This window comes from Marinicauda sp. Alg238-R41 (assembly GCF_947331485.1).
Taxonomy (GTDB): Bacteria; Pseudomonadota; Alphaproteobacteria; order Caulobacterales; family Maricaulaceae; genus Marinicauda; species Marinicauda pacifica.
The window spans coordinates 1,487,501-1,510,928 of record NZ_CAMZOJ010000001.1; the positions used below are offsets into that span (position 1 = coordinate 1,487,501).

The window sequence follows — 23,428 nt, forward strand, 5'->3', positions numbered from 1 at the left end:
CGACAGCAGAACGGTATGGAAAGACCGGCCATAGCGGGTGATAGCCCCGTATGCGATACCAATTCCAGTGGACTTGAGTAAGGCGGGACACGTGAAATCCTGTCTGAACGTGGGGGGACCACCCTCCAAGCCTAAGTACTCCTTGCCGACCGATAGCGAACCAGTACCGTGAGGGAAAGGTGAAAAGCACCCCGACGAGGGGAGTGAAACAGATCCTGAAACCGGACGCCTACAAGCAGTCGGAGCCCGAAAGGGTGACGGCGTACCTTTTGTATAATGGGTCAGCGACTTTGTCTCTCGAGCAAGCTTAAGCCGATAGGTGTAGGCGCAGCGAAAGCGAGTCTGAATAGGGCGATGAGTTCGAGGGATAAGACCCGAAACCGAGTGATCTAGGCATGTGCAGGTTGAAGGTGCGGTAACACGCACTGGAGGACCGAACCCACGTCTGTTGAAAAAGACGGGGATGACGTGTGCCTAGGGGTGAAAGGCCAATCAAACTCGGAGATAGCTGGTTCTCCGCGAAATCTATTTAGGTAGAGCGTCGTGTATTACCCTCGGGGGTAGAGCACTGGATGGGCTAGGGGGCCTCACCGGCTTACCAAACCTAACCAAACTCCGAATACCGGGGAGTACAGCACGGCAGACACACAGCGGGTGCTAAGGTCCGTTGTGGAGAGGGAAACAGCCCTGACCGCCAGCTAAGGTCCCCAAGTTATCACTAAGTGGGAAACGATGTGGGAATGCTTAGACAACCAGGAGGTTGGCTTAGAAGCAGCCATCCTTTAAAGAAAGCGTAACAGCTCACTGGTCAAGCGTTCCTGCGCGGAAAATGTAACGGGGCTTAAGTGATACACCGAAGCTGCGGGCTCGAAAGAGCGGTAGCGGAGCGTTCTGTACGTCTGTGAAGGGTGACCCGCGAGGGCACCTGGAGATATCAGAAGTGAGAATGCTGACATGAGTAGCGATAAAGAGTGTGAGAGACACTCTCGCCGAAAGTCCAAGGGTTCCTGCGCAATGCTAATCAGCGCAGGGTAAGCCGGCCCCTAAGGCGAGGCCGAAAGGCGTAGTCGATGGGAACCACGTTAATATTCGTGGGCCAGCGGGTAGTGACGGATTCTGGAAGTAGTTCGACCTTATCGGATTGGTCGGGCTGCCAAGGCGTCCCTGGAAATAGCTCCCGCATGAGACCGTACCCCAAACCGACACAGGTGGACTGGTAGAGCATACCAAGGCGCTTGAGAGAACTCTGCTGAAGGAACTCGGCAAATTACTCCCGTAAGTTCGCGAGAAGGGAGCCTGGCTGCGCGCAAGCGTAGTCCAGGGGCACAGACCAGGGGGTGGCGACTGTTTACTAAAAACACAGGGCTCTGCGAAGTCGCAAGACGACGTATAGGGTCTGACGCCTGCCCGGTGCCGGAAGGTTAAAAGGAGGGGTGCAAGCTCCGAATTGAAGCCCCGGTAAACGGCGGCCGTAACTATAACGGTCCTAAGGTAGCGAAATTCCTTGTCGGGTAAGTTCCGACCTGCACGAATGGCGTAACGACTTCCCCACTGTCTCCAGCAGAGACTCAGCGAAATTGAATTCTCCGTGAAGATGCGGAGTTCCCGCGGTCAGACGGAAAGACCCCGTGCACCTTTACTACAACTTCACAGTGGCATTAGCGATGATATGTGTAGGATAGGCGGGAGGCTTTGAAACCAGAGCGCCAGTTCTGGTGGAGCCATCCTTGAAATACCGCCCTTATCCTCGTTGATGTCTAACCGCGGACCGTGAACCCGGTCCCGGGACACTGTGTGGTGGGTAGTTTGACTGGGGCGGTCGCCTCCCAAAGAGTAACGGAGGCGCGCGATGGTGGGCTCAGAGCGGTCGGAAATCGCTCGGTGAGTGCAATGGCATAAGCCCGCCTGACTGTGAGACTGACAGGTCGAGCAGAGTCGAAAGACGGCCATAGTGATCCGGTGGTCCCGCGTGGAAGGGCCATCGCTCAACGGATAAAAGGTACGCCGGGGATAACAGGCTGATGATGCCCAAGAGTCCATATCGACGGCATTGTTTGGCACCTCGATGTCGGCTCATCGCATCCTGGGGCTGGAGCAGGTCCCAAGGGTTTGGCTGTTCGCCAATTAAAGCGGTACGTGAGCTGGGTTTAGAACGTCGTGAGACAGTTCGGTCCCTATCTGCCGTGGGTGTCGGATACTTGAGAGGAGCTGTCCCTAGTACGAGAGGACCGGGATGGACGCACCTCTGGTGGACCTGTTGTTGCGCCAGCAGCATAGCAGGGTAGCTAAGTGCGGACGGGATAACCGCTGAAAGCATCTAAGCGGGAAGCCCCCCTCAAAACAAGGTATCCCTATCAGAGCCGTGGAAGACCACCACGTTGATAGGCTGGAAGTGGAAGCGCAGCAATGTGTGGAGCGGACCAGTACTAATAGCTCGATTGGCTTGATCTTATGACACTCATGCACGGCGATCGCTTCGTCCGTGCGTCATGACACCCAAAGTCAGGAATAAATGTCTCTACGATATATCCGCATCAAACGCGCCGACCGGGTGGCTAGAGCGAGGGGATCCCACCCGTTCCCATTCCGAACACGGCCGTTAAGACCCTCTGCGCCGATGGTACTATGTCTTAAGGCATGGGAGAGTAGGTCGTCGCCCGGTCCGCACGTTTGATGCGCATCCTCCTTTTCAACGTTACAAAGAACGCCCCGCGCCATCCGGCCGGGGCGTTTTTTGCGTTTGGGGTTCGGCTTTGTGAGTCTGATCCGGGGCCAAGGTCTGCGGCCAGTGCCGGGTCGCACGCTCACGGCCGGGCATGGACCGGGAATTTGCGCCGCCGCGGGCCCATTGCACGGGTGCCCGGCACTTGCCGACCGGTCAACCGCCGGTTCTTGGGCCGGGCTCTGCGCCCGTCTGCGCGCCGGCCGCGTCCCGCTCGCCATCGGGCAGGGGCAGCTGCAGGACAAGGCGGTAGCCGTCGCTTTGGCTCTCCGAGATCCGCCCGCCCCATTTGACTTCCGCAAGGCTGACGATGAGCTGTTTGCCGAATCCGGTTTCCCCGGCGGCGCGAGGCGCGGACGTGGCCGATGGGCCAGACGCGCTGACCGGATCGTGCCAGGTCAGCACAAGCTGGGAGCGGCCGTCTGCACCGGCCTCCAGCTGCCAGGACAGGCTTGCGCGTACACCGGCTTCCCGGCTCAGGGCGCCGTACTTGCCCGAATTGGTTGCGACCTCGTGCAGGATCAGGCTGAGATCGAAGCAGAAATCGGCCGGCAGCACGATATCGCGCCCCTGGATCTCGACCCGTCCGGGAAAGACGGTGAGCACCTCCTTGACCAGCGCGATGAGGCGCGTGGTCGACCAGCCATCCTCGCAGAGCAGCTGGTTGGCCCGCGAGAGCGCGGCGAGGCGCCCGGAGAATACCCGCTCGGCCTCGCGGGTGACGCGATCGGTGGTGAAGGTCTGGCTGGCGATCGACCGGACGAGCTGGAGGAGGTTGCCGGACCGGTGGGCCACTTCCCGGCTCGCCAGATTGCGGCGTTCGGCGGCCTCGCGCTGGCGCGCGCTGCTGGCAACGATGTTGGCCAGCGTGACCAGCATGTCCGCATCGCTCTCATCGAAGCGCCGCGCCCTCGTGTCGTGAATGCCGAACACGCCGAAAGGCCGCCCGGCGGCACCGGCGATGATCACGCTCATGCCGGCGACAACGCCGTACTCATGAAGCAGGGGCGGGCCGGAAAACCGTGTCTCGCGCGCCAGGTCGGTGACCACGACGGGCGCCTCGCTCAGAAGCGTGTAGCCGGCCTGGGATTCGCGATCGATCCCCACACGGCCGTGGCCGACCAGACCCTCTTCCCAGCCGCGGCCGGCAACCAGCTTCAGGCTGTCGGCATCGTCGACGAATTTCAAAATCTTGGTCAGGGGAACGTCGAAAATTTCGGCGGCGAGCTCGACCGCGCGATCCATCACAGCCTGGTAGTCAGGCTCGGTGAAGGCATAGGTGCCCAACTCGGCAATCTGCTTTTGATGGGCCAGGCGGCGCGCCAGCGCGGTCGCTGTGGCGGGCGCCGGCGCAAGCCGGGGCTCCTCCGGATCAAAAGGCTCGTGCACGCGTCGCTCCCCCTCACTCACGCCGGAAGATACGGCACCCGGACTCCCGGCCGAAACGCAATCTTGCGAGTGCTGCACAATGGGTACGAACGCAGCCCACCCCGCATGGTTTCATGGTCCTGCAAGAAATCGCGCACCGGTGAAGACGCCAGGCGGCCGCTAGCGCTCGCGCACCCACAGGCTGGCGAGGATCTTGGTGCCGGTTTCAACAGGCAAGCCCGCATGCAGGCTCGCCTTCTCGCCCTTGCCTGCGGCATCGAGATTGTCGAACACGAGGGCGTCGCCGCGCCGGCCCTGCCACGCGACATCGAGGCGCGGAAAACTCGTGGCGCCGCCGGTATGCTCCTCGTTCAGCTTAACCAGAACGGTATGGGCACGCTGGCCCCGCCGGGCAAGGTCGTCGCTCGCGCGTCCGCCATCGGGCGCGATGAAGTCGAAATGCGGCCTGTATTCCTGGCCCGGCTGGTAGACCAGCACCGCGAGCGGTTCGCTCTGATGGCTCTGCGCCCCGGCAAGGGTCAGCATCCGGTCGCGAATGGCGAGTGCGGGCAGGTCCATCGCACTGGGCGGCAGGCTGGCGGTCAGCGAGCGGCGATACTCGTCCGGGCGCTGCTCGCCGGTGTCGGGATCGAAAATCGTGGCCGTGTGCAGGAAGGGGACGCTGGCCGCCGTCAGATAATCGCTGAGGACCGCGCTGATCAGGCCCGGCGCGGTCTCGATGCGCGGGGCATCGTGCAGCCTCTCGCGTTCAGGCTCGCATGCAAACAGGGCGTCTGCCAGCACCTGCGCGTCCGGAACGGGGCAGGGCGCGCTGGCCGCCGCAGCGGGCAGACCGGAAATCGCCTGTTGCAAGGCGGGGCCGAGCGGATGCGCGCGCGCCAGGGCAGGGGCGTGGGGCACGGCCACCTCGGAGACTTCGCCGCGTTGCGCACCCAGGCGCAGCAGGGCGGCGATGGCCTCGCCCTGGCCGCTGCGGGCCAGCGCCTCGAGCAGAGACAGGGCGGCCCCGGTGAAGCCGGCGAGCTCGCACAGGAGCGCGATTTCCAGACCAGCGCGCAAATCCCCGCGCTCGTGATCGCTCTGGCGGGCGGCGATCGCGCCGGGCCAGTCGCTCGCGCGGCCAAGACCTGAAGCGAGCACGACCGCGCCAAGGCGCGCGGCAGCGCGCTGGCCGGCAGCCTGGTCCAGCACCGGGGCGAGCGGGCCCTCAAGCGCGCTGTCCAGCGTCGCGCGCACCGATGCGGCCACATCGCCGGTCAGCCCGGCTTCCAGGGCGGCATCGAACAGGGGCGCGATGGCCGCGGCCTCGCCCGCCGTGACGCCCGATTGAAGCGCGGCGACCGCGTCCTCCATCCGGCCCTCGCGCCAGGCCGTGTAACCGTCGTCCAGAAGAGGGCTGGCCATGGAAGAACTCCCAGTCGCACACGCAGGAGACAATGCGCGCCCGTGTTTTACAGATGCGCGGCCTTGCTTGGCAAACCGGGGCTTCAGAGCGCGCCCGGCGGGCGCGATAGCGCGCAGGGGCTGCAAAAAAAGCGCCGTACACCAATCTCTGCAGCCTCGGCCATTGACCTCACAACAGCGAGTGGCTACCTACACGCCTCTCCCGGCGAGACAGTGTCTTTCCGGCCCTGATGCGGGGTGGAGCAGCCCGGTAGCTCGTCAGGCTCATAACCTGAAGGTCGTAGGTTCAAATCCTACCCCCGCACCCAAAAATAACCCGCTAGGCCAATGGCTTAGCGGGTTTTTTGTTTTTGGGGTTTGGGGCCCGCTTTGAAATTTGGAAGCATATTGGAAGCAGGCGGCGCAATGTCGGCGCGACCGCTTGTCTGTGAATGCGGCGCTCCACAACCGCGAATCTTATCCCCGTCTCAAGATAGAAGGGCCAAGGCAGCTTTGGCGCAGGAGGGGACGTTGGCACTAGGTATCCGAAAACGTAGTCACGCTCGAACGACGAACAAACTCTACCAACGCAGCCCCGGATCACGGGGCTGGGTCATTTCGAATGTAGCTTCAAAACCCTCAACCCAAGTCGTATAGCTAATTTTTCACTAGGAGGCGTCCCATTCCCTTGCCAACCAGGGCGGCAATTTCGCTCGGGCGATAGGACGCGGCGAGCAGACAGCCCTCCTCCTCATTCAGTCCGTTCTCATACCCGTCCCACTTCTGCGCCGACGCAACCTCACCCAACCGCACGAGGCCATCATTCAGGCGCTGATAAGGCTCAGCGCCATCGGGAAGTGCTGGAAGCCACTCGGCGAAGGCTGGCCGGAGTGTCCGGATAACGTCGAGCGTCGCACCGCCAAACCCGCCAGCGAGGTAAAGCGGTTGATGGCGTTCGAGGGAGAACAGAACCTCTTCGAATATCCCGGGCATGTTGCCTTGGAACCCTTCGCGCTTGCCACCGATGACTATCCGGGCATCGGTATTATCCGTCATGAAGGATCTCAATCCCGAAAGGGCGGCGGCATGTTCTTCCGAAGCGAATGATTGCTGTGGCGGCTCGTCGACTGGACCGTCAAGGCGCTGTCCGTCAGGGGACAGGAAAAAAACTTCTCCGAACAGGCCGAGGAATTCCTTCTGTTCTGCGATCTGTTTGGCTGTCATTAAGCGGTGGACGGTCCACGCGAGGCAGACTTTGAGGGGGCGATCACGCCGCCCGTAACGGTGCAGTTCCTCAACAAGAAAGTTTGTGATCCCCTCCGGCTGGAGATGTCCGCCGTAAAAGAGCGAGCCACCAGCGATAACCACCGCACGCGCCAACTCCCCAAGCGTCATGCGAAAATGGGTGTCGAGCAGGCCAAGCCGATCCAGGTCCGGGCTGTCCGAAACGGAAATCCCAAGGCGTTTTCCTTTTAGCGCATCCGGCGGAAGGAGGTCGGTGCGGGCTTCATCCTTGCTCATCATTATCCGCCTCTCGTAGCGAGCTGGCGCGGGGTCATGATATCAATCCCTCGCCCCAGCCGGGTGCTGCGCGCATAGTTGACGAGAACCTCCCGTTCTTCCGGGCCTAGCGGCGGATCGGGATGAAGGATTCGGACATCTCCTTCACCTTCAGGATCTCCCAGCAGGTAGGCGTTGATCCAGTGAGACAGCGTAAGCGGTTCGGGTGCATGCGGTGCCCACCAGGCAACGTCAAGCTCTGGGCGATCTTGCGCAAGCTCTTTTTGACGCATCCAAAGCGCCCGCTTCAGGCATTCGTCGACGAGCAGATTCAGGGCACGGTACACGTCTCTTTTATGCCAATGGCCATCTGACTTGCGCACCGCAACCCGTGGTACGTGGTCCATCAGGAACGATCCGCGCTGTTCACCGTAGCCGATAGCATCCATCATAATCACCGGCATGCCATGGATCTTGGCAATCACCACTTCGCGCTGGCACCACTCGCGGCTTGAATAGAGGTCGGTACGAATAGCAAGCATGGCGCTCGCACGGGATTTTTCCTTAAGTTCCGCGTCCCAGTCCGTACCCGGTTGGAGATCGTTTGCATCGAAGAAGTCGTTCAGCCGCGTACTTCCAATTACTTGGCGCACCAGACCGACCAGTTCATCGACATCTTCACCTTCGTTGTAGCTGTGCCGCTTTGTATGGCTGATGAAAGCAGTCAGTCTATCCATCTCGTCAGGAGAAATAAGCTGAGCGATCCCTTGCGCGAGGTCGCGACAGAGCATGCTGTCCAGACTTTCGCCTTCCGCGTCCGGTTGGCCCGCAGCGATGAACTGGAAGTGCCCCAAAAGTTGGCCAAGCTCGGTTCCGTCGGTTGCTCCGTTTGAGAGCCGGTACGGAAAGACTCCGAACCTGTCCGGCATGCCGGCCTGCGTGTCCCGAATGGCGGCCATATAGCGATGCCATTGTGATTCCTGATCCTGTACGCTCGCAGCGAGTTCAGTTCCAAGCAGAGGGACGACGGCCACGAAGTTCGCGGGACGAATCCCGTTCGGGGCCGGGCTGCCCTCTGCGTAGACGGGCCTCGGGGCGCTGCCATCGCCCTCCCAGCCTGTACTGCGCAATGAGACCTGGATGCCGCCGCCGATGACGCCCGAGAAGGTCGGGCCACGCATAAAGTGGCCGAAGATGGTCTCTGCGAGCTGCGCACCTCGGTGATCCTGAGAGTGCCAAACAACGAAGATTTCGAGGACTGGTGGTAGCATCTACTTCTTTCTCGCGCCTAGGACGATCTCCGCTCGCATTAGGCGTACATATAGTATATTGTAAGAACTAACATACTACCGCTTGTCTGAGCAAAGGATTCTCACCGATGAGCAACAAGACAAAAAACGTATTCATCAGCCATGTTCATAAGGACGACGGCGGCCTCACCGACCTCAAAAACCTCCTGAAGAGCAGGGGCATGGAGATTCGCGACGGCTCCATAAATTCCGACAAGCCGAACAACGCCGCCTCACCCGACTACATCAAGTCGCAAATACTTGCCCCGCGTATAAACTGGTCTAGCGCCATGATCGTCTACATTTCACCGGAGACCAAAAATAGCGAATGGGTGAATTGGGAGATCGAGTACGCGCATAAACAGGGCAAAACCATCGTCGGTGTATGGGAACGTGGTGCCAGCGGTTGCGAGGTGCCGGAAGCGCTAGATGAGTACGGTCATGCGCGTGTTGGATGGAATGCAGAAAAGATAATCGACGCAGTAAACGGAGACTATGAGCAGTTCGAGACCCCGGACGGCACCCCTTGCGATCCTCGGCCTATTCGCCGACATCCTTGCGGATGAAAGAGCGAAAGTGCCGATCCTTCACAGCTATATCGTAGCCTATGACAGTGGGTTTGCACCCAACCCGTTTAACGGCTTCTGCACGCTAGCGACCTGTAAGCCGGATATCCGGGAACGCGCATCTATTGGCGACTGGATTATTGGCACAGGGAGCAATAAGAAGGGCGTGCGGCGCGGCGGTTTTCTAGTCTACGCGATGCGGGTAAGCGAAGCCTTGACCTTCGGCGAATACTGGAACGATCCCCGTTTCGAGAAAAAGAAACCGAACCTTTACGGAAGTTACCGAATGGCCTGCGGTGACAATATCTACTACCCGCGGAAAAACGGCGAGTGGCAACAACTCAATTCCTATCACAGCAAAGATGACGGCTCCCCACTCCAGAAGCATATTAACAGGGACACCGCCGTAGATCGCGTGTTAATCAGTGACGACTTTGTCTATTTCGGTGCGGAAGGCCCTGAGATTCCGGATGTTTTAAAGAATGCCGGTCTCGTACTTTCCGGCAGAGGGCGAAAAAAAATCTTAGCAGCGAATACCATAGTGGATTTTGAAACCTGGATGGAAGGGCTTGGCGTCAAAGGATACCAAGGGCGACCGTTTGATATGATTGAAGCAGCGAGGAAGCGCTGATGAATAGATCGTCGCCTCATGCGCACATCTTGCTTTCAGAATATGAGCGTGAGGTCGCTCCGACCGATCGTTTCTCCGATACCGAAATGACGCCCATCCTGCTCGGGCTGTTTGGCGAAGTCGGCAGTGTGATGAGCACGTCCAAGAAGCTGCACCGCGAGAAGAGCGCGTTTGCAGGCTACATGCGTGATGTCGAGGAAGAGCTTGGCGACACGCTCTGGTATGTGACCGCTTTGTGTAGGCGGCTGGAAATCAGCCTTTCCGATCTTTTCTCTGAAATTCTCGACGGCAATGGCTTTGCGATCAGCGTGGCCGCGAACGGCGATCCAGCCGGTCCGGTCGCGAAAGTAATGAGCACCGCGGATCTAGCCCCCCTCGATTCCATATTACTGAGGCTGGGCGAGCAGTCCGCGCGTCTCCTCGCACAAGAAATGGACCCTGCGAATACAAGGCCATTATTGGTAGAATTCATTCGCGTATATATCCAAGCTGTGCAGGCCTCACGGGTATCATTTGCTGCGGTGCTGAAGGGGAACATCGCGAAGACACGCGGACGGTTTCTAAAGCCGTCTCCCGTTGATTTGCCCGACTTCGATGCTGAATTCCCCGAAGAAGAGCAGCTTCCCCGCGAGTTCGAAATCGAGGTCACCCAGCGTGCGAACGGCCGAAGCTATTTGCGATGGAACGGCGTGTTTATCGGCGATCCGCTGTCGGACAACATCGGCGATCCTGATGGCTATCGGTTCCACGACGTTTTTCACTTCGCCAATGTCGCAGTGCTTCACTGGTCGCCAACCATCCGCGCTCTGATCAGGCATAAGCGCAAGAGCAGGAAAGATATTGATGAGGCGCAGGACGGCGGGCGGGCGATCGTCATTGATGAGGGCTTATCCGCCTATATCTTTTCGCATGCCAAATCGCTGAATTTTTTTGAGGGACAGAAGGGCGTTTCATTCGACCTGCTCAAAGCTGTTCAGAACTTTGTTCGGGGCTATGAAGTCGAGCAATGCCCGCTTTATCTGTGGGAGAATGCAATTATCCAAGGCTACGATGTGTTTCGTCAGATGCGAAAAAATGAAGGCGGCATCGTTATCGGAAACAGAAAAGAGCGAACGCTGCGATACAAGGTGTCGGGAGGCAAAACTGTATGAGTTCAAAGGATATATTGGACGCTCTCAGGCAGATGGATTTTGAGAACACCTTCAACCCATATTTCGACCGATGCCCGATCTATGATGCCGACGAAGCGCCCGGTTTGCGGCGCCACTACTTGACTGAGATGCTGGAACGAGCGTCGGCTGCCGAACTGGATGCTATATGGGTAGGCCGCGATCTTGGCTATCGTGGCGGCCGCAGGACAGGCTTGGCGTTAACCGATGACGTTCATTTCTCTCACCACCTCACCCGTTGGGACCTAGAGCCGAAAAGGCCGACGTTCGGTGAACCAGTCGCAGAAAGAACGGCGGCGGCAATCTGGGATGTTCTCCTTCGGCTAAATTCACCTGTATTCTTGTGGAATGTCTTTCCGCTTCATCCGTTCGACGAAGGCGATCCGTTCTCAAATCGTGCTCACAATGCACGGGAGCGTAAAGCCGGAGCGGAGATACTTGTGAAGATCATAGACTACATCAAACCCCGGCGCGTCATCGCGATCGGCAACGATGCTTTTAGTGTGCTGTCTTCCTCCGTCACCAGCAACGAGGTGTGCAAGGTTCGTCACCCGAGCTATGGCGGTCAAAGCGAGTTTGTGGCTGGAATGGAAGAGTTATATTGCGGCCGCCTAACAGATCGACAGCCCTCCCTCTTTTCCATGCGGAAGCCAATTCAATAAGAAATTCGAACAACCACTCGGTCTGAAGCCGTCTGAACCGCCCCGGGTTTTCCGACGGCTGACTTGTGTGAGTCTTATTGCAGCCATCGCGGCCACGGGTTCGGCGAGGTCCGCTCCAGGGATTTAGCGGCTACTTAGTAGTCGCTGCCGCCGCACGACGCGCGACTCTCATTCGAAGATCGCCACACCCGTAACTCGTAGGTTCAAATCCTCATCCCGCACCAAAAAACCCGCTAGCGCAATGCGCTGGCGGGTTTTTTGTTTTTTACACGCAATTTTCGCGGCGCCCCCCGCCCAGGCTCATCATGCGGCGTCGCGGGTTGCGTCCAGGTCATTTTCCAGGTCGGCTCGAACGAGGGCCGCGACGAGGCGCGGAAAATCGTTCTTGTCGACGAGACCAGTGAGCGTTTCGGCGTCGCTGCCCAGGTCCAGGGTCCGGGCCGCCTGAAGCGCCTTGGCGTCGGCGAAGGGGTAGAGCTCGTCCCATACGGCCTGCACCTCGCGGCAGAAGATGGAGGCGCCGGATTTGGAGATGCCGTCGAATTTTTTCAGGCGCTTGATTGCCTGTCCGGGGTGCTGGCCGGCCGCCTTGCGCAGCTTGCGCAGATCGCCGTCATACGCATCAAGGAGCTGTGCGGACATCTCGCGCAGATAGGTGGCGTATTTCTCGTCCATGCGCGCATAGCCGGCCTCGTTGAGAATGCGCACGCGGGTCTTCCACTGGCTGTCATGCATTTTCTGCGGCGTCGTCAGTCCGGCATCGAACAAATCCCTGGCGGCCCGGGCGCCGTGCTCGAAGCCGATCTGGGTCGAGAAGAGGTTCGACGCCACCAGCCACTGGAAGAGCGCAGCCGGCTCGTTGCGATCGAGCCGGATCCCGAGCTCCTGGCAGAAGGTCCGCCCGTGCCTGTCGAGCAGGGCCTGAACGATATCAGATTTCGACGCCATGGCAGGTGCCTTTCGGGACGGGTTTGCTTAGCAGGTGACGGGAACGCAATGCCGGCCATCGTCACCCGGTTCCGGGCGGGCAGCAACCGGTTTGGACGTGTGGCGGGGGGCGTACCTGCAGAGTGCCTTGCTTTTGCCGCGAAATCCCGTCATACGCCTTGTCAGCGCATGAGTGCCGCAGCGTAGAGGCGATGATTTGTTTCATCCTCCAGCGGTCTCGATCGGATGAGCCGGGTTCTCTCTGGCACCTGTCCGGGCGCGGGGTCTCTTGACCCTGTCGACGGCGGCTGATCTGCGCAGTTGTCCACCATGTGATCTATTCGGCGAGCCACGGCGGTATTGCGCGTGGCCGCCCGTGAGGAATGATTTGACCAAATTTACCGAACTCGGCCTGGCCGAGCCCGTCCTTCGTGCTGTGAGCGAAGAAGGATACGACACCCCGACCCCGATCCAGGGAAAATCCATTCCGGCCGTTCTGAACGGTCAGGATGTCGTGGGTATCGCCCAGACCGGTACCGGCAAGACGGCGGCCTTCGTGCTGCCGCTGCTGAGCCGGCTTCTTGAAGAAAACAAGCAGGCGCCCGGCCGCTCGTGCCGCGCGTTGATCATGGCGCCGACGCGCGAGCTGGCCTCGCAGATCGATGCCAGCATTGCCGCCTACGGGCGCTATACCGGCCTGACCCATGCGGTCATCTTCGGCGGCGTGAAGGCGGGCGGTCAGATCCGTGCGCTGGCGCGCGGTCTGGATATTCTCGTCGCGACGCCGGGCCGTCTGCTCGACCATGTCGATTCCGGCAAGGCGCGCCTGGACCTGACCTCCACGGTCATCCTGGACGAAGCCGACCAGATGCTGGATCTCGGTTTCATGCCGGCCATCCGCCGCATCCTGTCCGCCGTTGGCAAGCCGCGCCAGACGGTGATGTATTCGGCCACCATGCCGCCGCCCATCCGCAAGCTGGCCGACGATTTCCTGTCGCGCCCGGTGACGGTCTCGGTGACCCCGCAATCGCAAACGGTCGACCGCATCGAGCAGGCGGTGATGTTCGTGGATACCGGCGAGAAGCCGGCCGCGCTGACCGATCTGATGGCCAAGGAAGTGGGCACGCGTACCATCATCTTCACCCGCACCAAGCGCGGTGCGGACAAGGTGACCTCGATGCTGATCAGCTATGGCCACAAGGCCAATGCGATCCACGGCAACAAGAGCCAGCCCCAACGCGAACGCGCTTTGCGCGCGTTTAAAGAGGGCGGTGCGCCGATCCTGGTCGCGACCGATATTGCCGCGCGCGGCATCGACATCGACGATGTCGGCCTGATCGTGAATTACGAGCTGCCCAACGTGGCCGAATCCTATGTTCACCGCATCGGGCGGACGGCGCGTGCCGGGGCTTCGGGCCGGGCCGTCGCGTTCTGCGCGCCGGACGAGCGGGTCCTGCTCCACGATATCGAGACGCTGACCAAGCTCAGGATCCGCACCCTGAACGATGCACCGCCCTTCGTGCATGGCCTGCCGCGCCCCGGTTCGGGCAAGGGCCGCTCGGGCGGCGGTGGTGGCGGGGGCGGCAATCGTCCGCGCCGTGCCGGCGGCGGCAAGCCGCAGGGCCAGCGCCAGGGCTATCAGGGCGGGGGCAAGCCCGGTGGCGGGTCCCAGCGCAATCGCCGGCCCGGCAACAAGCCGCAGGGCCAGCGCCAGAACGGATAGGCTCCAGCCTTGACGTAGAGCGATGCGGGCGCGATCCCTGTCTGGTTGTTGAGCCAATCAGGGATCGCGCCCGTGCTCTATCCGCTTCTCCTGGCGACGCTTGCCGGGATCACCATACCGATCGGGGCGATGCTGGCCCGGTTCGACATGGTCCATCCCAGCTGGACCACACCGGCCGCGCGCCATGGCTTTCTGTCCTTCGGCGGCGGGGTGCTGATCGCGGCCGTGGCGCTGGTGCTGGTGCCCCAGGGGGTAGAGCATGTCTCCCCGGCCGTTGCGCTCTTCGCGTTCGCGGCAGGCGGGGCGGTCTTCTATGCCCTCGACGCCTTTCTGGCCCGCTTCGGCAATTTCGGGCAGCTCATGGCGATGCTGCTCGATTTCGTGCCTGAGGCCATTGCGCTCGGCGCGCTGATGGCGCTGGGCGAAAGCGGTCTGGCCATCGCCCTCATGATCACGCTTCAAAACCTGCCGGAGGGCTTCAACGCCTATCATGGGATGGACGAGCCGACGCGGACGCGCGCCCGCCTCCTGCTGCTCCTCTTCGCCGGACTGGTCGTGTTCGGCCCCCTCGCGGCCTGGTTTGGCCAGGCGGTTCTGGCCGAGAATACCGGACTGCTGGGCATCATCCTGCTGTTCAGCGCTGGCGGGGTCACCTTCCTGACCGTGCAGGACGTCATCCCCGAATCTCATCTGGATACCCGCCGGGCACCGGCGCTGGGCGCCGTCGCGGGCTTCGCGCTGGGCCTGGCCGGTGACCTCTATCTGGGGTGAGGCGTCGCCTTACGTGGTGGGACAGTCTTTGGTGGGCCGGGGCGGCTCGCCGGGTTCGGGATCGCCGGGCAGGGGGATGTATTCGGTTTCACCGCGCGCCTGGGTGAAGCGCGTGCCGTCAAACCCGTTCGCGATGGAGTCGCGCCAGTCCTGCTTGGCGGTCTCGATCTGCTGCTTCGTTGAGGCGACGAAATTCCATTCGATGAAGCGCTTGCCCATGGACGCGCCGCCGAGGATCATCAGCCGGCTAGCTTCCTGGACGCTGACCTCACCGGCCTGACCATCGGCCAGGACTGCCAGCTGCCCCGTGGCAATGCGCTCGCCGCCAAGCTCGATTGCGCCGGAAACAACGTAGACCGCCAGCTCCTCGTGCTCGCCGGGTAGATCGAACACGGCGCCAGCTTCCGCTTCGGCGTGGATGTAGACGATGGGGGAGAAAACCTCGACCGGGCTTTCGTGACCGTAGGCCGTGCCCAGGATGAGGCGCATGGACACGCCGCCGGTCTTGAAGTCGGGCAGGGCGTTTCCGGGATGGTGGTGGAAGGCCGGCTCGGTGTCTTCACGGTCTTCGGGCAGGGCGACCCAGGTCTGGATTCCGTGCAGGTGAAACCCGGTTTCGCGCGCGGCCAGGCCGGTGCGTTCGGAATGCACGATGCCGCGTCCGGCCGTCATCCAGTTGACGTCGCCGGGATAGATCGTCTGGAAGACGCCCAGGCTGTCGGCATGGTCCATCTCGCCGTCGAACAGATAGGTGACCGTTGCGAGCCCGATATGGGGATGAGGGCGCACGTCGATGCCGTCGCCGGGCTTGAAGGTCGCCGGTCCCATTTCGTCGAGGAAGATGAAGGGGCCGACGAGGCGCCGTTTCGCAAAGGGCAGGACACGGGAGACCTGGAAGCCGCCCAGATCCTTGGTGCGGCCATCGATGACGATGTCGAGTGCGCGGTCGGCCATGCGCCGGTCTCCTTTTTCAAGCCAGGATCCTGCAGTCGACCGGACGCGCCGCGCCGATCTGCGCTAGAGGGTCAAGATAGCATTCATGCGCGTCTCGCGCGCCACCCGGTAGCCTTTCGCACAGGCAAGAGCGACCGGGTCGTCCGCGCCGGATGCCGCATTGACCGAGGGGCGCTCCAGGATGATGAGCTGCGGCCAGGCACCGCGCTGAACATCGTGGAAATAGGCTGAAAGGATGGCGGCCTCGCCGCCTTCCACGTCGATCTTCATCGCATCGAGCCGCTCCACGCGGTGCTCTTCCAGCAAGGTCTTCAGCGTCGTGACGCGCACGGCCTCGCCGCGCTCTCCCGGCGCGGTTTCGAGGGCCGCGCGCCCCTTGTTGTCGCCGACCAGGCGCATCACGCTTTCGCCTTCATAGTCGGCCAGCGCGACGCCGGATATTTCCAGATTGGAGAGTTCGTTCGCCTCGGCATTGAACCGCATGCGCTTGCGCATCTCGCGCTGGGGCTCGACGGCGATGACGCGCGAGCGAGGTCCGCCGGCGCGCGCGGCAAACAGCGCATAGGCGCCGGCATTCGCACCGATATCGATGAATATCCGCCCTGGACCCATCACCTCTCCCAGCGCCGCGAGCTCCTGGGGATCGAAGCATTGGGGTGTCATGAAGAGGCGCTTTTCCGACAGGTTGTCCTTCGGGTGCAGGCGCAGCTTCAACCCGAGCGCTTCCACGTCCGCGACCCCGTCGCTCAAACCGGTGAGGGCGAGCGGACGGGCGAGACCGGCCAGGCGCAAGCCGGTGCGGTTGGCGGGCAGGTGACGTCCGATGGCGAGGCCCACCTTGCCGGCGAGGCCAGGGCGATAGGTGCCGTGGCGCGGCTCCGGCGTTCCGGGCGCAGGAATGCGCTCCTGGGTGGCGGCGTCGGGCAGGGGCTCAAACCCGGTCTCAGTCTCGGTGTCGTGCGGGGTGCTCATGATTTTGCTTATAACGCGCGCGGCCCATAGGGAAACATCCAGATTGAACATCGACGCCGGTCCGGCCCCGGTGTTCCGCGGTGCGCCGCCATGCGGTGGCTAGGCAGCGGTTGGGCGGACAGGGCCGGTTTCCACCCGGGCGCCCGTGGCCTAGTCTGGCGCCAACATCCATCCAAGACTGCTTCGGGGAGATCCTTTCATGTTGCGAACCCTTGTTGCCGCAGGCGTCATCGGCCTGGCCGGCGCCACGGTCCATGCGCAGGACGAGCGCTATGAGTTATCCGACGATGTTGCCGGGACCGCCCGTCAGCTCGCCGAGACGGCGCTGGAAAGCGACCTGGCCTATGAGATCGTGGAATCGCTGACGACCGAAGTCGGTCCGCGCCTGGCCGGCACGCCGCAGGAAGCGCGTGCGCGCGAATGGGGCGTGGAGATGCTGCGCGAGCTCGGGTTCGAGAATGTGCGGGTGGAGGAGTTTGCGCTCGATCTATGGACGCGCGGCGAGACCATTTATGAGGACGTGGCGATCGTCTCGCCCTACCCCCAGCCGGTCTACGCGACCTCTCTGGGTGGTGCAGGCTCGACGCCGGAGGCCGGGCTCGAGGCGGAAATCGTCTTCTTCGACAGCTATGACGATCTCCTGACGTTCGACGATGCGTCCGACGCGCTGGAGGGCAAGCTGGTCTATGTCAACGACCGCATGGTCGCCTCGCGCACCGGGGAAGGCTATGGCTGGGCCAACCGCAAGCGGCGTTCGGGCTGGGTCGAGGCTGAAAACCGCGGTGCGGTGGGCGTGGTCGTGCGCTCGGTCGGCACGTCGAGCCATCGCTTTGCGCATACCGGCATGATGGGCTTTCCCGACGAACGCATGCCGGAAATCCCGGTGGTCGCGGTCTCTGCGCCCGATGCCGACCAGATCGAGCGCATCCATGAGAGCGGAGAGCCGATCGTCATGAGCCTGAACACCAATGCCGGCTGGCGCGGCGAAGTGGTGTCCGGCAACGTGATCGGCGAGATTCCCGGCCGCGAGGCACCCGAAGAGATCGTGGTCATCGGCGGGCATCTGGACAGCTGGGATCTGGGCACCGGCGCGCTGGACGACGGGGCGGGCGTGGCCATCACCATGGCGGCGGCCAAGCTGATCGGCGATTTGGACCAGCATCCGCGCCGGACGATCCGCGTCGTGCTGTTCGGGGCGGAAGAAGTCGGCCTAGTGGGCGCACGCGCCTACGCCGCCGCCCGCGAGGAAGACGGGACGCTGGACGATCACGTGATCGGGTCGGAGTCCGATTTTGGCGCGCGCGAGATCTGGCGTTTCGACAGCAATGTGGGCGAGCACGCCCTGCCGGTCATGGACGCCATGGCACGCGAGCTCGCCTTCCTCGGCATCCTGCGCGGCGACAATGAAGGCGGCGGCGGCCCGGACATGATCCCGCTGCAATATGCTGGCGTGCCGATGGCCCGCCTGGCCCAGAACGGCGAGGACTATTTCAACTACCACCACACGCCGGACGATACGCTGGACAAGATCGACGAGGGCGAGCTTGCCCAGAATGTCGCGGCCTGGGCGATGTTCACCTACATGGCGGCAGAACTGCCGGTCGATTTCCGGCCGCAGGACGATGAAGACACGAGCGACGACGAGGCCAACTAAGTCGGCAAAGCGCGGCCGGAAGTCGTTTTCCAAACTGGAAACAATATACTTCCGGCCGCGTCTCTTATGTCAGGAGCGGCGTCAAACCATCTTCCGGTCGAACACGGTCTGTGACCGTCAACGAACGGAGAATCGCGATGAGCCCCCCCCAAATCCTTCGCATCGATACGAGCGCCCAGATTGACGGTTCTGTGAGCCGGGAGTTGTCCGATATCCTCGCGTCTGCGCTGGCCGGCGAGAGCGGCCGCGTAACGGTGCGCAACCTGGCCACGGACCCGATCGAGGCCGTCGATCACGACTGGGTCGGGGCCAATTTCACCCCGGCCGAAGAGCGCAGCGAGGCCCAGAAGGCGGTGCTGGCGCAGTCCGATGCGCTGGTGGAAGAATTGAGGGCGGCCAGCGACATCGTCATCGGTGTGCCGATCTACAATTTCGCGATCCCGGCTGCCCTCAAGGCCTGGGTCGATAAGGTCGCGCGTGCGCGCCTGACCTTCCGCTACAGCGAGGCCGGGCCCGAGGGCCTGCTCGGCGGACGCACGGCTTGGCTGGTCGTTGCCTCGGGCGGTGTGCCGGTGGGCAGCGATGTCGATTTCGCCACGCCCTATCTGCGCCACGTGCTGGGTTTCATGGGGATTGACGATGTGCGCATCGTCGATGCGGGCCGCTGGCCCTTCCTCAGCGAGGCGGAGCGCGATGCGGTCCGCGCGCTGGCCGAACGACCGCAAGAGGTCGCCCGGGCAGCCTAGCGGCGAGGGCGGGACGGCCTTTAGAGGCCGCTCCAGCTGTCGCGCATGCCCAGAGAGCGGAAGATTTCCTGCCAGTAGGTCTGGATGCCCCCGGCCTGCTGGCTTTCCCACCCGTCTCGCGGGATCAGGTGAATGTGCACGCGCACGCCGGCGAGCACCTCGCCGTATTCGCGTTCGATCTCTGCTGCGACGAGACGCGGGTCGGGAAGGCGCGCATTGCCATACACCGAAAACAGCTCGGAATTCTGCAGCATGTCGGACACCAGAACGATGTCGCGCCCCGGCGTGGTGCGGTCGAAATCGGGATTCTGGGCCAGGCGCGCCAGCGCCTCGATGATCGGGCTGCGCGGGGCGTTCTTCGGCTCGACCAGATCGGTCAGCACGCTCTGCAGCGGACGTTCGAAGAGGGCCTGGTAGCGCGCCTCGACCCGGGTCGGATTGCGGTAGAGCGGATTGATCTGCGCGCCGCGTCCCGGATTGCAGAGCGAGAAATTGCTGTCTTCGAGCTCTCCGCGCTCGTCGAGTTCGAACAGGGAGAGGCGTTCGCCGATGGCGAGCCGGTCGCGCGCTTCAAGAATCCGGGCCAGGATCAGCTCGGCCTGGCGCGGACTGTAGAGATCGGTCTTGTCGATCACGACGACCGTATGCGCGGGTTGCTCCCCGGCCAGGCACAGGGTTTCAGGATCGTATTCGGCCGGCTGCAGCACCAGAGCCGCATAGCTGATCGCGCCGAGTACGCTGACGACAACGATCAGATTGAAAACGCCGAGGAGGTCCTTGCTGCGCATCGTGTGGGTCCCCGCCTAGCGCGGACGGGGCGGAGGCGGGGGCGCACTGTCATCGTCACGCCGCTGGCGGCCCTGGGCACGGTCCACATCGTCGTCGACCTCGTTCTGACCGACCAGGCTGGCGAAGAATTCGTCGATGGCGATCTTGGTCTCTCGCGCATGACCGAGCGTGCGGACCCCGCCCGAGGGCGTGCCGCTGCTATCCCACGGCATCTGCTTGAGCACGGCGGCAAGCTCGGCCGCCGAGCGTTCGAGACGGCGCTGGACCGAGCCATAGCCGATCACCGGGTCATCGAATGTCGCGCCCTTGAATGCTGCAATGGCGGCAAACGTGACGCCGAGCACGAAGAGCAGGAGCGCTTCGAGCGTTTCAAACGGCGCAAACGTCAGCGCGCGGCTGACGGGGGCGAGAATCTCCCCGGTGACATCCGCATCGCCGAGCGCCAGCGTTGCGGCATTCAGCTCCAGCAGGTCGCGGTAATGGGCGGCGGAGAAGTTCAGAAAGCCGATGGCGACGATGGCCAGCGGCAGGCTGACCAGCGCGGCGCCGAACGTGACCGGCCGCTTGGGATTGGACAGGCCGCGTATGGACAGGAAGCCGATCAGGAAGAAGGCCGCGATGACATTGGTAAAGGCCACGGTGATCGCCTGGATCCAGCCGCCCAGAAGACCGAGATCGGACCCCTTGGAAAAGAAGTAGGCATTGGCCAGCCCCTCGAACAGCACGAGTGCCGCAAGGATGGAGAAGTGCATGATGTGGCTGTCTGGATACTGCGCGGCGCGGCGAATTTTCTTCGCGCGCCGGAATTCCAGATATGTGTCGAAATCGGCCGCCGCGCGGTAATACGCCTGCGTCAGCCGGTCGGAAAGCGAGTGCGCTTTTCGTTCCGTTTTGTCGTTCACCTTGCCCTCACCGCGCAGATTCTCGAACAGAAGGTTCGAATCCGCCCGGCTCGAGGTCTCGATCGTATCGTCAGGCATCTTGAGGAGGCCCCCCTCCGGGTTTTGTTTACATTAACTCAGCGTTAACCCTGAGGCCAGTCGGCGTCCTCAACAGGGCAGCAATGTGGCCATTCGAAGAGTTTTTGTGTTTTCCCGGCGCTGCCTTGCTCCTGTCCCGTGTGCCGCTAGGCTGGCTATCGTCTTGAGAATAAAGCGCGGGTGAGGTGCGGCATGGGCAACAAAGCGAAGACGCAAGCTCGCGGTCATGGCGCCACGCGCCGGGACATGCTGGCGCTGGCCGCTGGCGGGGCCGTGGCCGGTGTGGCCTCACGGGCACATGCGCAGACCGGGCCTGGCGATTCGATCGACGCGGCCATGCTGGAGTGCGCCGAGCCGCTGATGGGCGTCGACTACACGCCAGCAGAGCGCGAGATGATGGTGCAGGGCATCGACGCCTGGATCTCACGCGCCGAGCGTCTGCGCGCACTGGAGCATCCCAACGCCCTTGCACCGGCCCTGACCTTCGATCCGCGCCTGAAGACGGGCGGCTATCGGGCGCAGTCCGATCTGGTCCGGGGCGTGCCGGGAGAGGCCGGGCCGAGACCGGCGTCGCGCGAGGATATTGCCTTCGCGCCGGTCTGGGCTCAGCAGGCCTGGCTGTCGAGCGGTGCATTGACGAGCGTGGAGCTGACCGAGATCTATCTGTCGCGGATCGAGCGCCACGCGCCGCTTCTGGAGTGCTTCGTCACCGTGACACGCGAGCGGGCGCTGGACTGCGCCGAGGCGATGGACCGGGAACGCGCGCGCGGCCATGTGCGCGGCGCGCTGCACGGCATTCCCTATGCGCTGAAGGATATCATCGACGTGGCCGGCCTGCCCGCGACCTGGGGCGCAACGCCCTATCGCGACCGGGTGGCGGAGACGACGGCGAGCGTCGCCACCCGGCTGGACGCCGCGGGGGCGGTGCTGCTGGGCAAGACGACGCTGGGCGCGCTGGCCTATGGCGATGTCTGGTTCGGCGGACAGACACGAAATCCGTTCAACACCGAGGAAGGCAGCTCGGGCTCCTCGGCCGGGTCGGCCGCGGCGGTCGCGGCCGGCCTTGCCAGCTTCGCGATCGGCACCGAGACGATGGGCTCCATCGTCTCGCCCGCCCACCGGTGCGGCGCGACGGGCCTGCGCCCGACTTTTGGCCGGGTGGCGCGTGACGGGGCGATGGCCTTGTGCTGGAGCCTCGACAAGATCGGTCCGCTGGTGCGCAGCGCGAACGACGCCGCGCTGGTCCTCGCGGTGATGAACGGGGACAGCGCGGACGACCCGGCCAGCCTGGCGCACGGCTTCGAGATGGATTTCGACGCCTCGCCGGCCGGGCTGCGTGTCGGATACGATCCGGCCTGGTTCGAGGACGCGCCTCAGCCCGACCGCGACGCGCTGGAAGCCGCCCGGGCCGTCGGGGTGGAGCTGGTGGGAATCTCGATCCCGCAAGCGCCTCATGACGGCCTGCTGATCACGCTGGAGAGCGAGGCGGCGGCGGCCTTCGAACATCTCACGCTGGACAATGTCGACGATGCGCTGCGCTGGCAGGAGCCGGCCGCCTGGCCGAACACCTGGCGGCGCGCGCGCTTTGCCAGTGCGGTCGACCTGGTCAATGCCGACCGGTTCCGCCGTCAGCTCATGGAGGAGATGCACCTGCGCTTCGCGGAGCTGGACGCGATCATCGGTCCCAACTTCGCCGGGGACATGCTGCTGATCACGAACTTTACCGGCCACCCCCAGATGACGTTCCGGTCCGGCTTCGTCCAACGCCAGACACGCACCCTGTTCGGCGAGATCGCCGACGAGAGCTCCCCTGCCGTCGAGGTCCCGATGACGACGAGCGTGTGGGGCCCCTTGTTCGAGGAAGGCCGGCTCGTCACTCTGACCCAGGCCATAGAAAACGAACTCGGCGTGGCGCAGCGGCGCCCGGACGGGTTCTGAACATCAAGGGAGGACCCGCCGTGGGCCTGACATTCTACGACTGCCCGACTGCACCGAGCCCGCGACGCGCCCGGATGGTCCTGGCCGAAAAGCGCGTGCCGCACGAGGTGATCGAAGTCGATCTTCGAAACGGTGCGCAATTCTCCGACACCTTCCGCGCCATCAATCCGCGCTGCACCGTGCCGGCGCTGCAGCTGGAGGACGGAAGTGTGCTGTCCGACAATGCCTCGATCGCGCGCTGGCTGGAGGAGGTCTATCCCGATCCGCCGCTGATGGGCACGACGCCTCTGGAGAAGGCCATGGTCGCCGAATGGAGCTGGCGCGTCGATTTCGAGGGGCTGAGCGCAATCATGGAAGTGTTGCGCAATACCTCCAAATCCATGAAGGACCGGGCCTTGCCCGGACCGGACCCGACGCCGCAAATTCCCGAGCTGGCCGAGCGCGGACGGGCGCGGGGCATGCGCTTCTTCAAGGCGCTCGATACCCGGCTGGGCGAGACGGCGTGGTTGGGCGGAGACAGTTTCTCGGTCGCCGATATCGGCGCCTACGTCTTCGTGGAATTTGCCCGCTGGGTGAAGATGGAAGCACCCGGGGACGCCGAAAACCTCGCCGCCTGGCACGAAGCCATCAAGGCCCGGCCAAGCGGCAAGGTTTAGGCAGGAG

General features: G+C 62.9%; 19 protein-coding genes, 1 tRNA gene and 2 rRNA genes (1 of these 22 only partly in view). 13 read left to right on the forward strand and 9 right to left on the reverse strand.

Annotation, left to right across the window (positions count from 1 at the left end):
* Together PGP17_RS07105 and rrf are read left to right on the forward strand one after the other, a co-directional pair.
* Window positions 1-2,451 (forward strand): 23S ribosomal RNA (locus tag PGP17_RS07105) (it extends 334 nt beyond the left edge of the window).
* A gap of 96 nt (window positions 2,452-2,547) precedes the next feature.
* Window positions 2,548-2,662, forward strand: a 5S ribosomal RNA gene (rrf, locus tag PGP17_RS07110).
* Window positions 2,663-2,878: 216 nt separating this feature from the next.
* Here the strand turns inward: rrf and PGP17_RS07115 are convergent.
* Entirely contained in the window at window positions 2,879-4,111 is a 1,233-nt protein-coding gene (locus tag PGP17_RS07115; RefSeq protein ID WP_270374770.1) for a sensor histidine kinase, read from the reverse strand.
* Between the two features lie 159 nt (window positions 4,112-4,270).
* The gene (locus PGP17_RS07120) at window positions 4,271-5,515 is read right to left on the reverse strand and encodes a prolyl hydroxylase family protein (protein WP_270374771.1); all 1,245 of its coding nucleotides are present in this window, start codon (window positions 5,513-5,515) and stop codon (window positions 4,271-4,273) included.
* A gap of 231 nt (window positions 5,516-5,746) precedes the next feature.
* Between PGP17_RS07120 and PGP17_RS07125 the strand changes: the two genes are divergently transcribed.
* Window positions 5,747-5,823, forward strand: a tRNA-Met gene (locus PGP17_RS07125).
* Between the two features lie 328 nt (window positions 5,824-6,151).
* On the opposite strand, the gene PGP17_RS07130 is transcribed toward PGP17_RS07125, so the two are convergent.
* Together PGP17_RS07130 and PGP17_RS07135 are read right to left on the reverse strand one after the other, a co-directional pair.
* Window positions 6,152-7,018, reverse strand: coding sequence for a hypothetical protein (locus PGP17_RS07130; RefSeq protein WP_270374772.1), 867 nt, complete (start codon window positions 7,016-7,018; stop codon window positions 6,152-6,154).
* Complete coding sequence (locus PGP17_RS07135) at window positions 7,018-8,265, reverse strand: hypothetical protein (protein WP_270374773.1); 1,248 nt, start codon at window positions 8,263-8,265, stop codon at window positions 7,018-7,020. Before PGP17_RS07135 ends, PGP17_RS07130 begins: the two co-directional genes overlap by 1 nt.
* Window positions 8,266-8,372: 107 nt before the next feature.
* Here PGP17_RS07135 and PGP17_RS07140 point away from each other — a divergent pair, with 107 nt between their 5' ends.
* From PGP17_RS07140 to PGP17_RS07155, 4 genes are read left to right on the forward strand one after another with little or no spacing between them, the layout of a single operon-like run.
* Window positions 8,373-8,849, forward strand: a complete 477-nt coding sequence (locus PGP17_RS07140) for a TIR domain-containing protein (protein ID WP_270374774.1) — start codon at window positions 8,373-8,375, stop codon at window positions 8,847-8,849.
* A 10-nt stretch (window positions 8,850-8,859) separates the two neighbouring features.
* The gene (locus PGP17_RS07145; protein ID WP_270374775.1) at window positions 8,860-9,480 is read left to right on the forward strand and encodes a hypothetical protein; all 621 of its coding nucleotides are present in this window, start codon (window positions 8,860-8,862) and stop codon (window positions 9,478-9,480) included.
* A complete protein-coding gene (locus tag PGP17_RS07150) occupies window positions 9,480-10,631 on the forward strand; it encodes a nucleoside triphosphate pyrophosphohydrolase family protein (protein ID WP_270374776.1) in 1,152 nt (383 codons plus the stop codon). Before PGP17_RS07145 ends, PGP17_RS07150 begins: the two co-directional genes overlap by 1 nt.
* Window positions 10,632-10,663: 32 nt before the next feature.
* On the forward strand, window positions 10,664-11,311 hold the full coding sequence (locus PGP17_RS07155; protein WP_270374777.1) for a uracil-DNA glycosylase: 648 nt from the start codon (window positions 10,664-10,666) through the stop codon (window positions 11,309-11,311).
* A gap of 303 nt (window positions 11,312-11,614) precedes the next feature.
* On the opposite strand, the gene PGP17_RS07160 is transcribed toward PGP17_RS07155, so the two are convergent.
* Window positions 11,615-12,259 carry a hypothetical protein gene (locus tag PGP17_RS07160; protein WP_270374778.1) on the reverse strand — a complete coding sequence of 215 codons (645 nt, stop codon included), beginning with the start codon at window positions 12,257-12,259 and terminating at the stop codon, window positions 11,615-11,617.
* Window positions 12,260-12,626: 367 nt separating this feature from the next.
* Between PGP17_RS07160 and PGP17_RS07165 the strand changes: the two genes are divergently transcribed.
* Window positions 12,627-13,961 (forward strand): DEAD/DEAH box helicase, encoded by a 1,335-nt coding sequence (locus PGP17_RS07165; protein ID WP_135943263.1) that lies wholly within the window; start codon window positions 12,627-12,629, stop codon window positions 13,959-13,961.
* A 45-nt stretch (window positions 13,962-14,006) separates the two neighbouring features.
* Window positions 14,007-14,732: a ZIP family metal transporter gene (locus tag PGP17_RS07170; protein ID WP_270374779.1), complete on the forward strand. Its 726-nt coding sequence runs from the start codon at window positions 14,007-14,009 to the stop codon at window positions 14,730-14,732.
* Window positions 14,733-14,741: 9 nt separating this feature from the next.
* Here the strand turns inward: PGP17_RS07170 and PGP17_RS07175 are convergent, their stop codons facing one another.
* On the reverse strand, window positions 14,742-15,686 hold the full coding sequence (locus PGP17_RS07175) for a pirin family protein (protein WP_270374780.1): 945 nt from the start codon (window positions 15,684-15,686) through the stop codon (window positions 14,742-14,744).
* A 63-nt stretch (window positions 15,687-15,749) separates the two neighbouring features.
* Window positions 15,750-16,658 carry an FkbM family methyltransferase gene (locus tag PGP17_RS07180; RefSeq protein WP_270374781.1) on the reverse strand — a complete coding sequence of 303 codons (909 nt, stop codon included), beginning with the start codon at window positions 16,656-16,658 and terminating at the stop codon, window positions 15,750-15,752.
* Window positions 16,659-16,857: 199 nt separating this feature from the next.
* Between PGP17_RS07180 and PGP17_RS07185 the strand changes: the two genes are divergently transcribed.
* Window positions 16,858-18,312 (forward strand): M20/M25/M40 family metallo-hydrolase, encoded by a 1,455-nt coding sequence (locus PGP17_RS07185; protein ID WP_270374782.1) that lies wholly within the window; start codon window positions 16,858-16,860, stop codon window positions 18,310-18,312.
* A gap of 137 nt (window positions 18,313-18,449) precedes the next feature.
* Window positions 18,450-19,058 carry an FMN-dependent NADH-azoreductase gene (locus PGP17_RS07190; RefSeq protein ID WP_270374783.1) on the forward strand — a complete coding sequence of 203 codons (609 nt, stop codon included), beginning with the start codon at window positions 18,450-18,452 and terminating at the stop codon, window positions 19,056-19,058.
* 20 nt (window positions 19,059-19,078) lie between these two features.
* On the opposite strand, the gene PGP17_RS07195 is transcribed toward PGP17_RS07190, so the two are convergent.
* Window positions 19,079-19,846: a hypothetical protein gene (locus PGP17_RS07195; protein ID WP_270374784.1), complete on the reverse strand. Its 768-nt coding sequence runs from the start codon at window positions 19,844-19,846 to the stop codon at window positions 19,079-19,081.
* A gap of 15 nt (window positions 19,847-19,861) precedes the next feature.
* The gene (locus PGP17_RS07200; RefSeq protein WP_270374785.1) at window positions 19,862-20,827 is read right to left on the reverse strand and encodes a hypothetical protein; all 966 of its coding nucleotides are present in this window, start codon (window positions 20,825-20,827) and stop codon (window positions 19,862-19,864) included.
* A gap of 192 nt (window positions 20,828-21,019) precedes the next feature.
* On the opposite strand from PGP17_RS07200, the gene PGP17_RS07205 reads away from it, so the two are divergent.
* The gene (locus tag PGP17_RS07205) at window positions 21,020-22,765 is read left to right on the forward strand and encodes an amidase (protein WP_270374786.1); all 1,746 of its coding nucleotides are present in this window, start codon (window positions 21,020-21,022) and stop codon (window positions 22,763-22,765) included.
* 20 nt (window positions 22,766-22,785) lie between these two features.
* Complete coding sequence (locus PGP17_RS07210; protein ID WP_270374787.1) at window positions 22,786-23,421, forward strand: glutathione S-transferase family protein; 636 nt, start codon at window positions 22,786-22,788, stop codon at window positions 23,419-23,421.
* The last annotated feature ends 7 nt before the right edge of the window (window positions 23,422-23,428 follow it).

What these genes read in the sequence shown, in the direction of transcription:
- PGP17_RS07150 (WP_270374776.1), top strand. Translation starts at nt 9,480, where the DNA reads ATGAATAGATCGTCGCCTCATGCGCACATCTTGCTTTCAGAATATGAG.
- PGP17_RS07175 (WP_270374780.1), bottom strand. Translation starts at nt 15,686, where the DNA reads ATGGCCGACCGCGCACTCGACATCGTCATCGATGGCCGCACCAAGGAT.
- PGP17_RS07190 (WP_270374783.1), top strand. Translation starts at nt 18,450, where the DNA reads ATGAGCCCCCCCCAAATCCTTCGCATCGATACGAGCGCCCAGATTGAC.
- PGP17_RS07205 (WP_270374786.1), top strand. Translation starts at nt 21,020, where the DNA reads ATGGGCAACAAAGCGAAGACGCAAGCTCGCGGTCATGGCGCCACGCGC.
- PGP17_RS07160 (WP_270374778.1), bottom strand. Translation starts at nt 12,259, where the DNA reads ATGGCGTCGAAATCTGATATCGTTCAGGCCCTGCTCGACAGGCACGGG.
- PGP17_RS07195 (WP_270374784.1), bottom strand. Translation starts at nt 19,846, where the DNA reads ATGCGCAGCAAGGACCTCCTCGGCGTTTTCAATCTGATCGTTGTCGTC.
- PGP17_RS07185 (WP_270374782.1), top strand. Translation starts at nt 16,858, where the DNA reads ATGTTGCGAACCCTTGTTGCCGCAGGCGTCATCGGCCTGGCCGGCGCC.
- PGP17_RS07135 (WP_270374773.1), bottom strand. Translation starts at nt 8,265, where the DNA reads ATGCTACCACCAGTCCTCGAAATCTTCGTTGTTTGGCACTCTCAGGAT.
- PGP17_RS07140 (WP_270374774.1), top strand. Translation starts at nt 8,373, where the DNA reads ATGAGCAACAAGACAAAAAACGTATTCATCAGCCATGTTCATAAGGAC.
- PGP17_RS07120 (WP_270374771.1), bottom strand. Translation starts at nt 5,515, where the DNA reads ATGGCCAGCCCTCTTCTGGACGACGGTTACACGGCCTGGCGCGAGGGC.
- PGP17_RS07155 (WP_270374777.1), top strand. Translation starts at nt 10,664, where the DNA reads ATGGATTTTGAGAACACCTTCAACCCATATTTCGACCGATGCCCGATC.
- PGP17_RS07180 (WP_270374781.1), bottom strand. Translation starts at nt 16,658, where the DNA reads ATGAGCACCCCGCACGACACCGAGACTGAGACCGGGTTTGAGCCCCTG.
- PGP17_RS07130 (WP_270374772.1), bottom strand. Translation starts at nt 7,018, where the DNA reads ATGATGAGCAAGGATGAAGCCCGCACCGACCTCCTTCCGCCGGATGCG.
- PGP17_RS07200 (WP_270374785.1), bottom strand. Translation starts at nt 20,827, where the DNA reads ATGCCTGACGATACGATCGAGACCTCGAGCCGGGCGGATTCGAACCTT.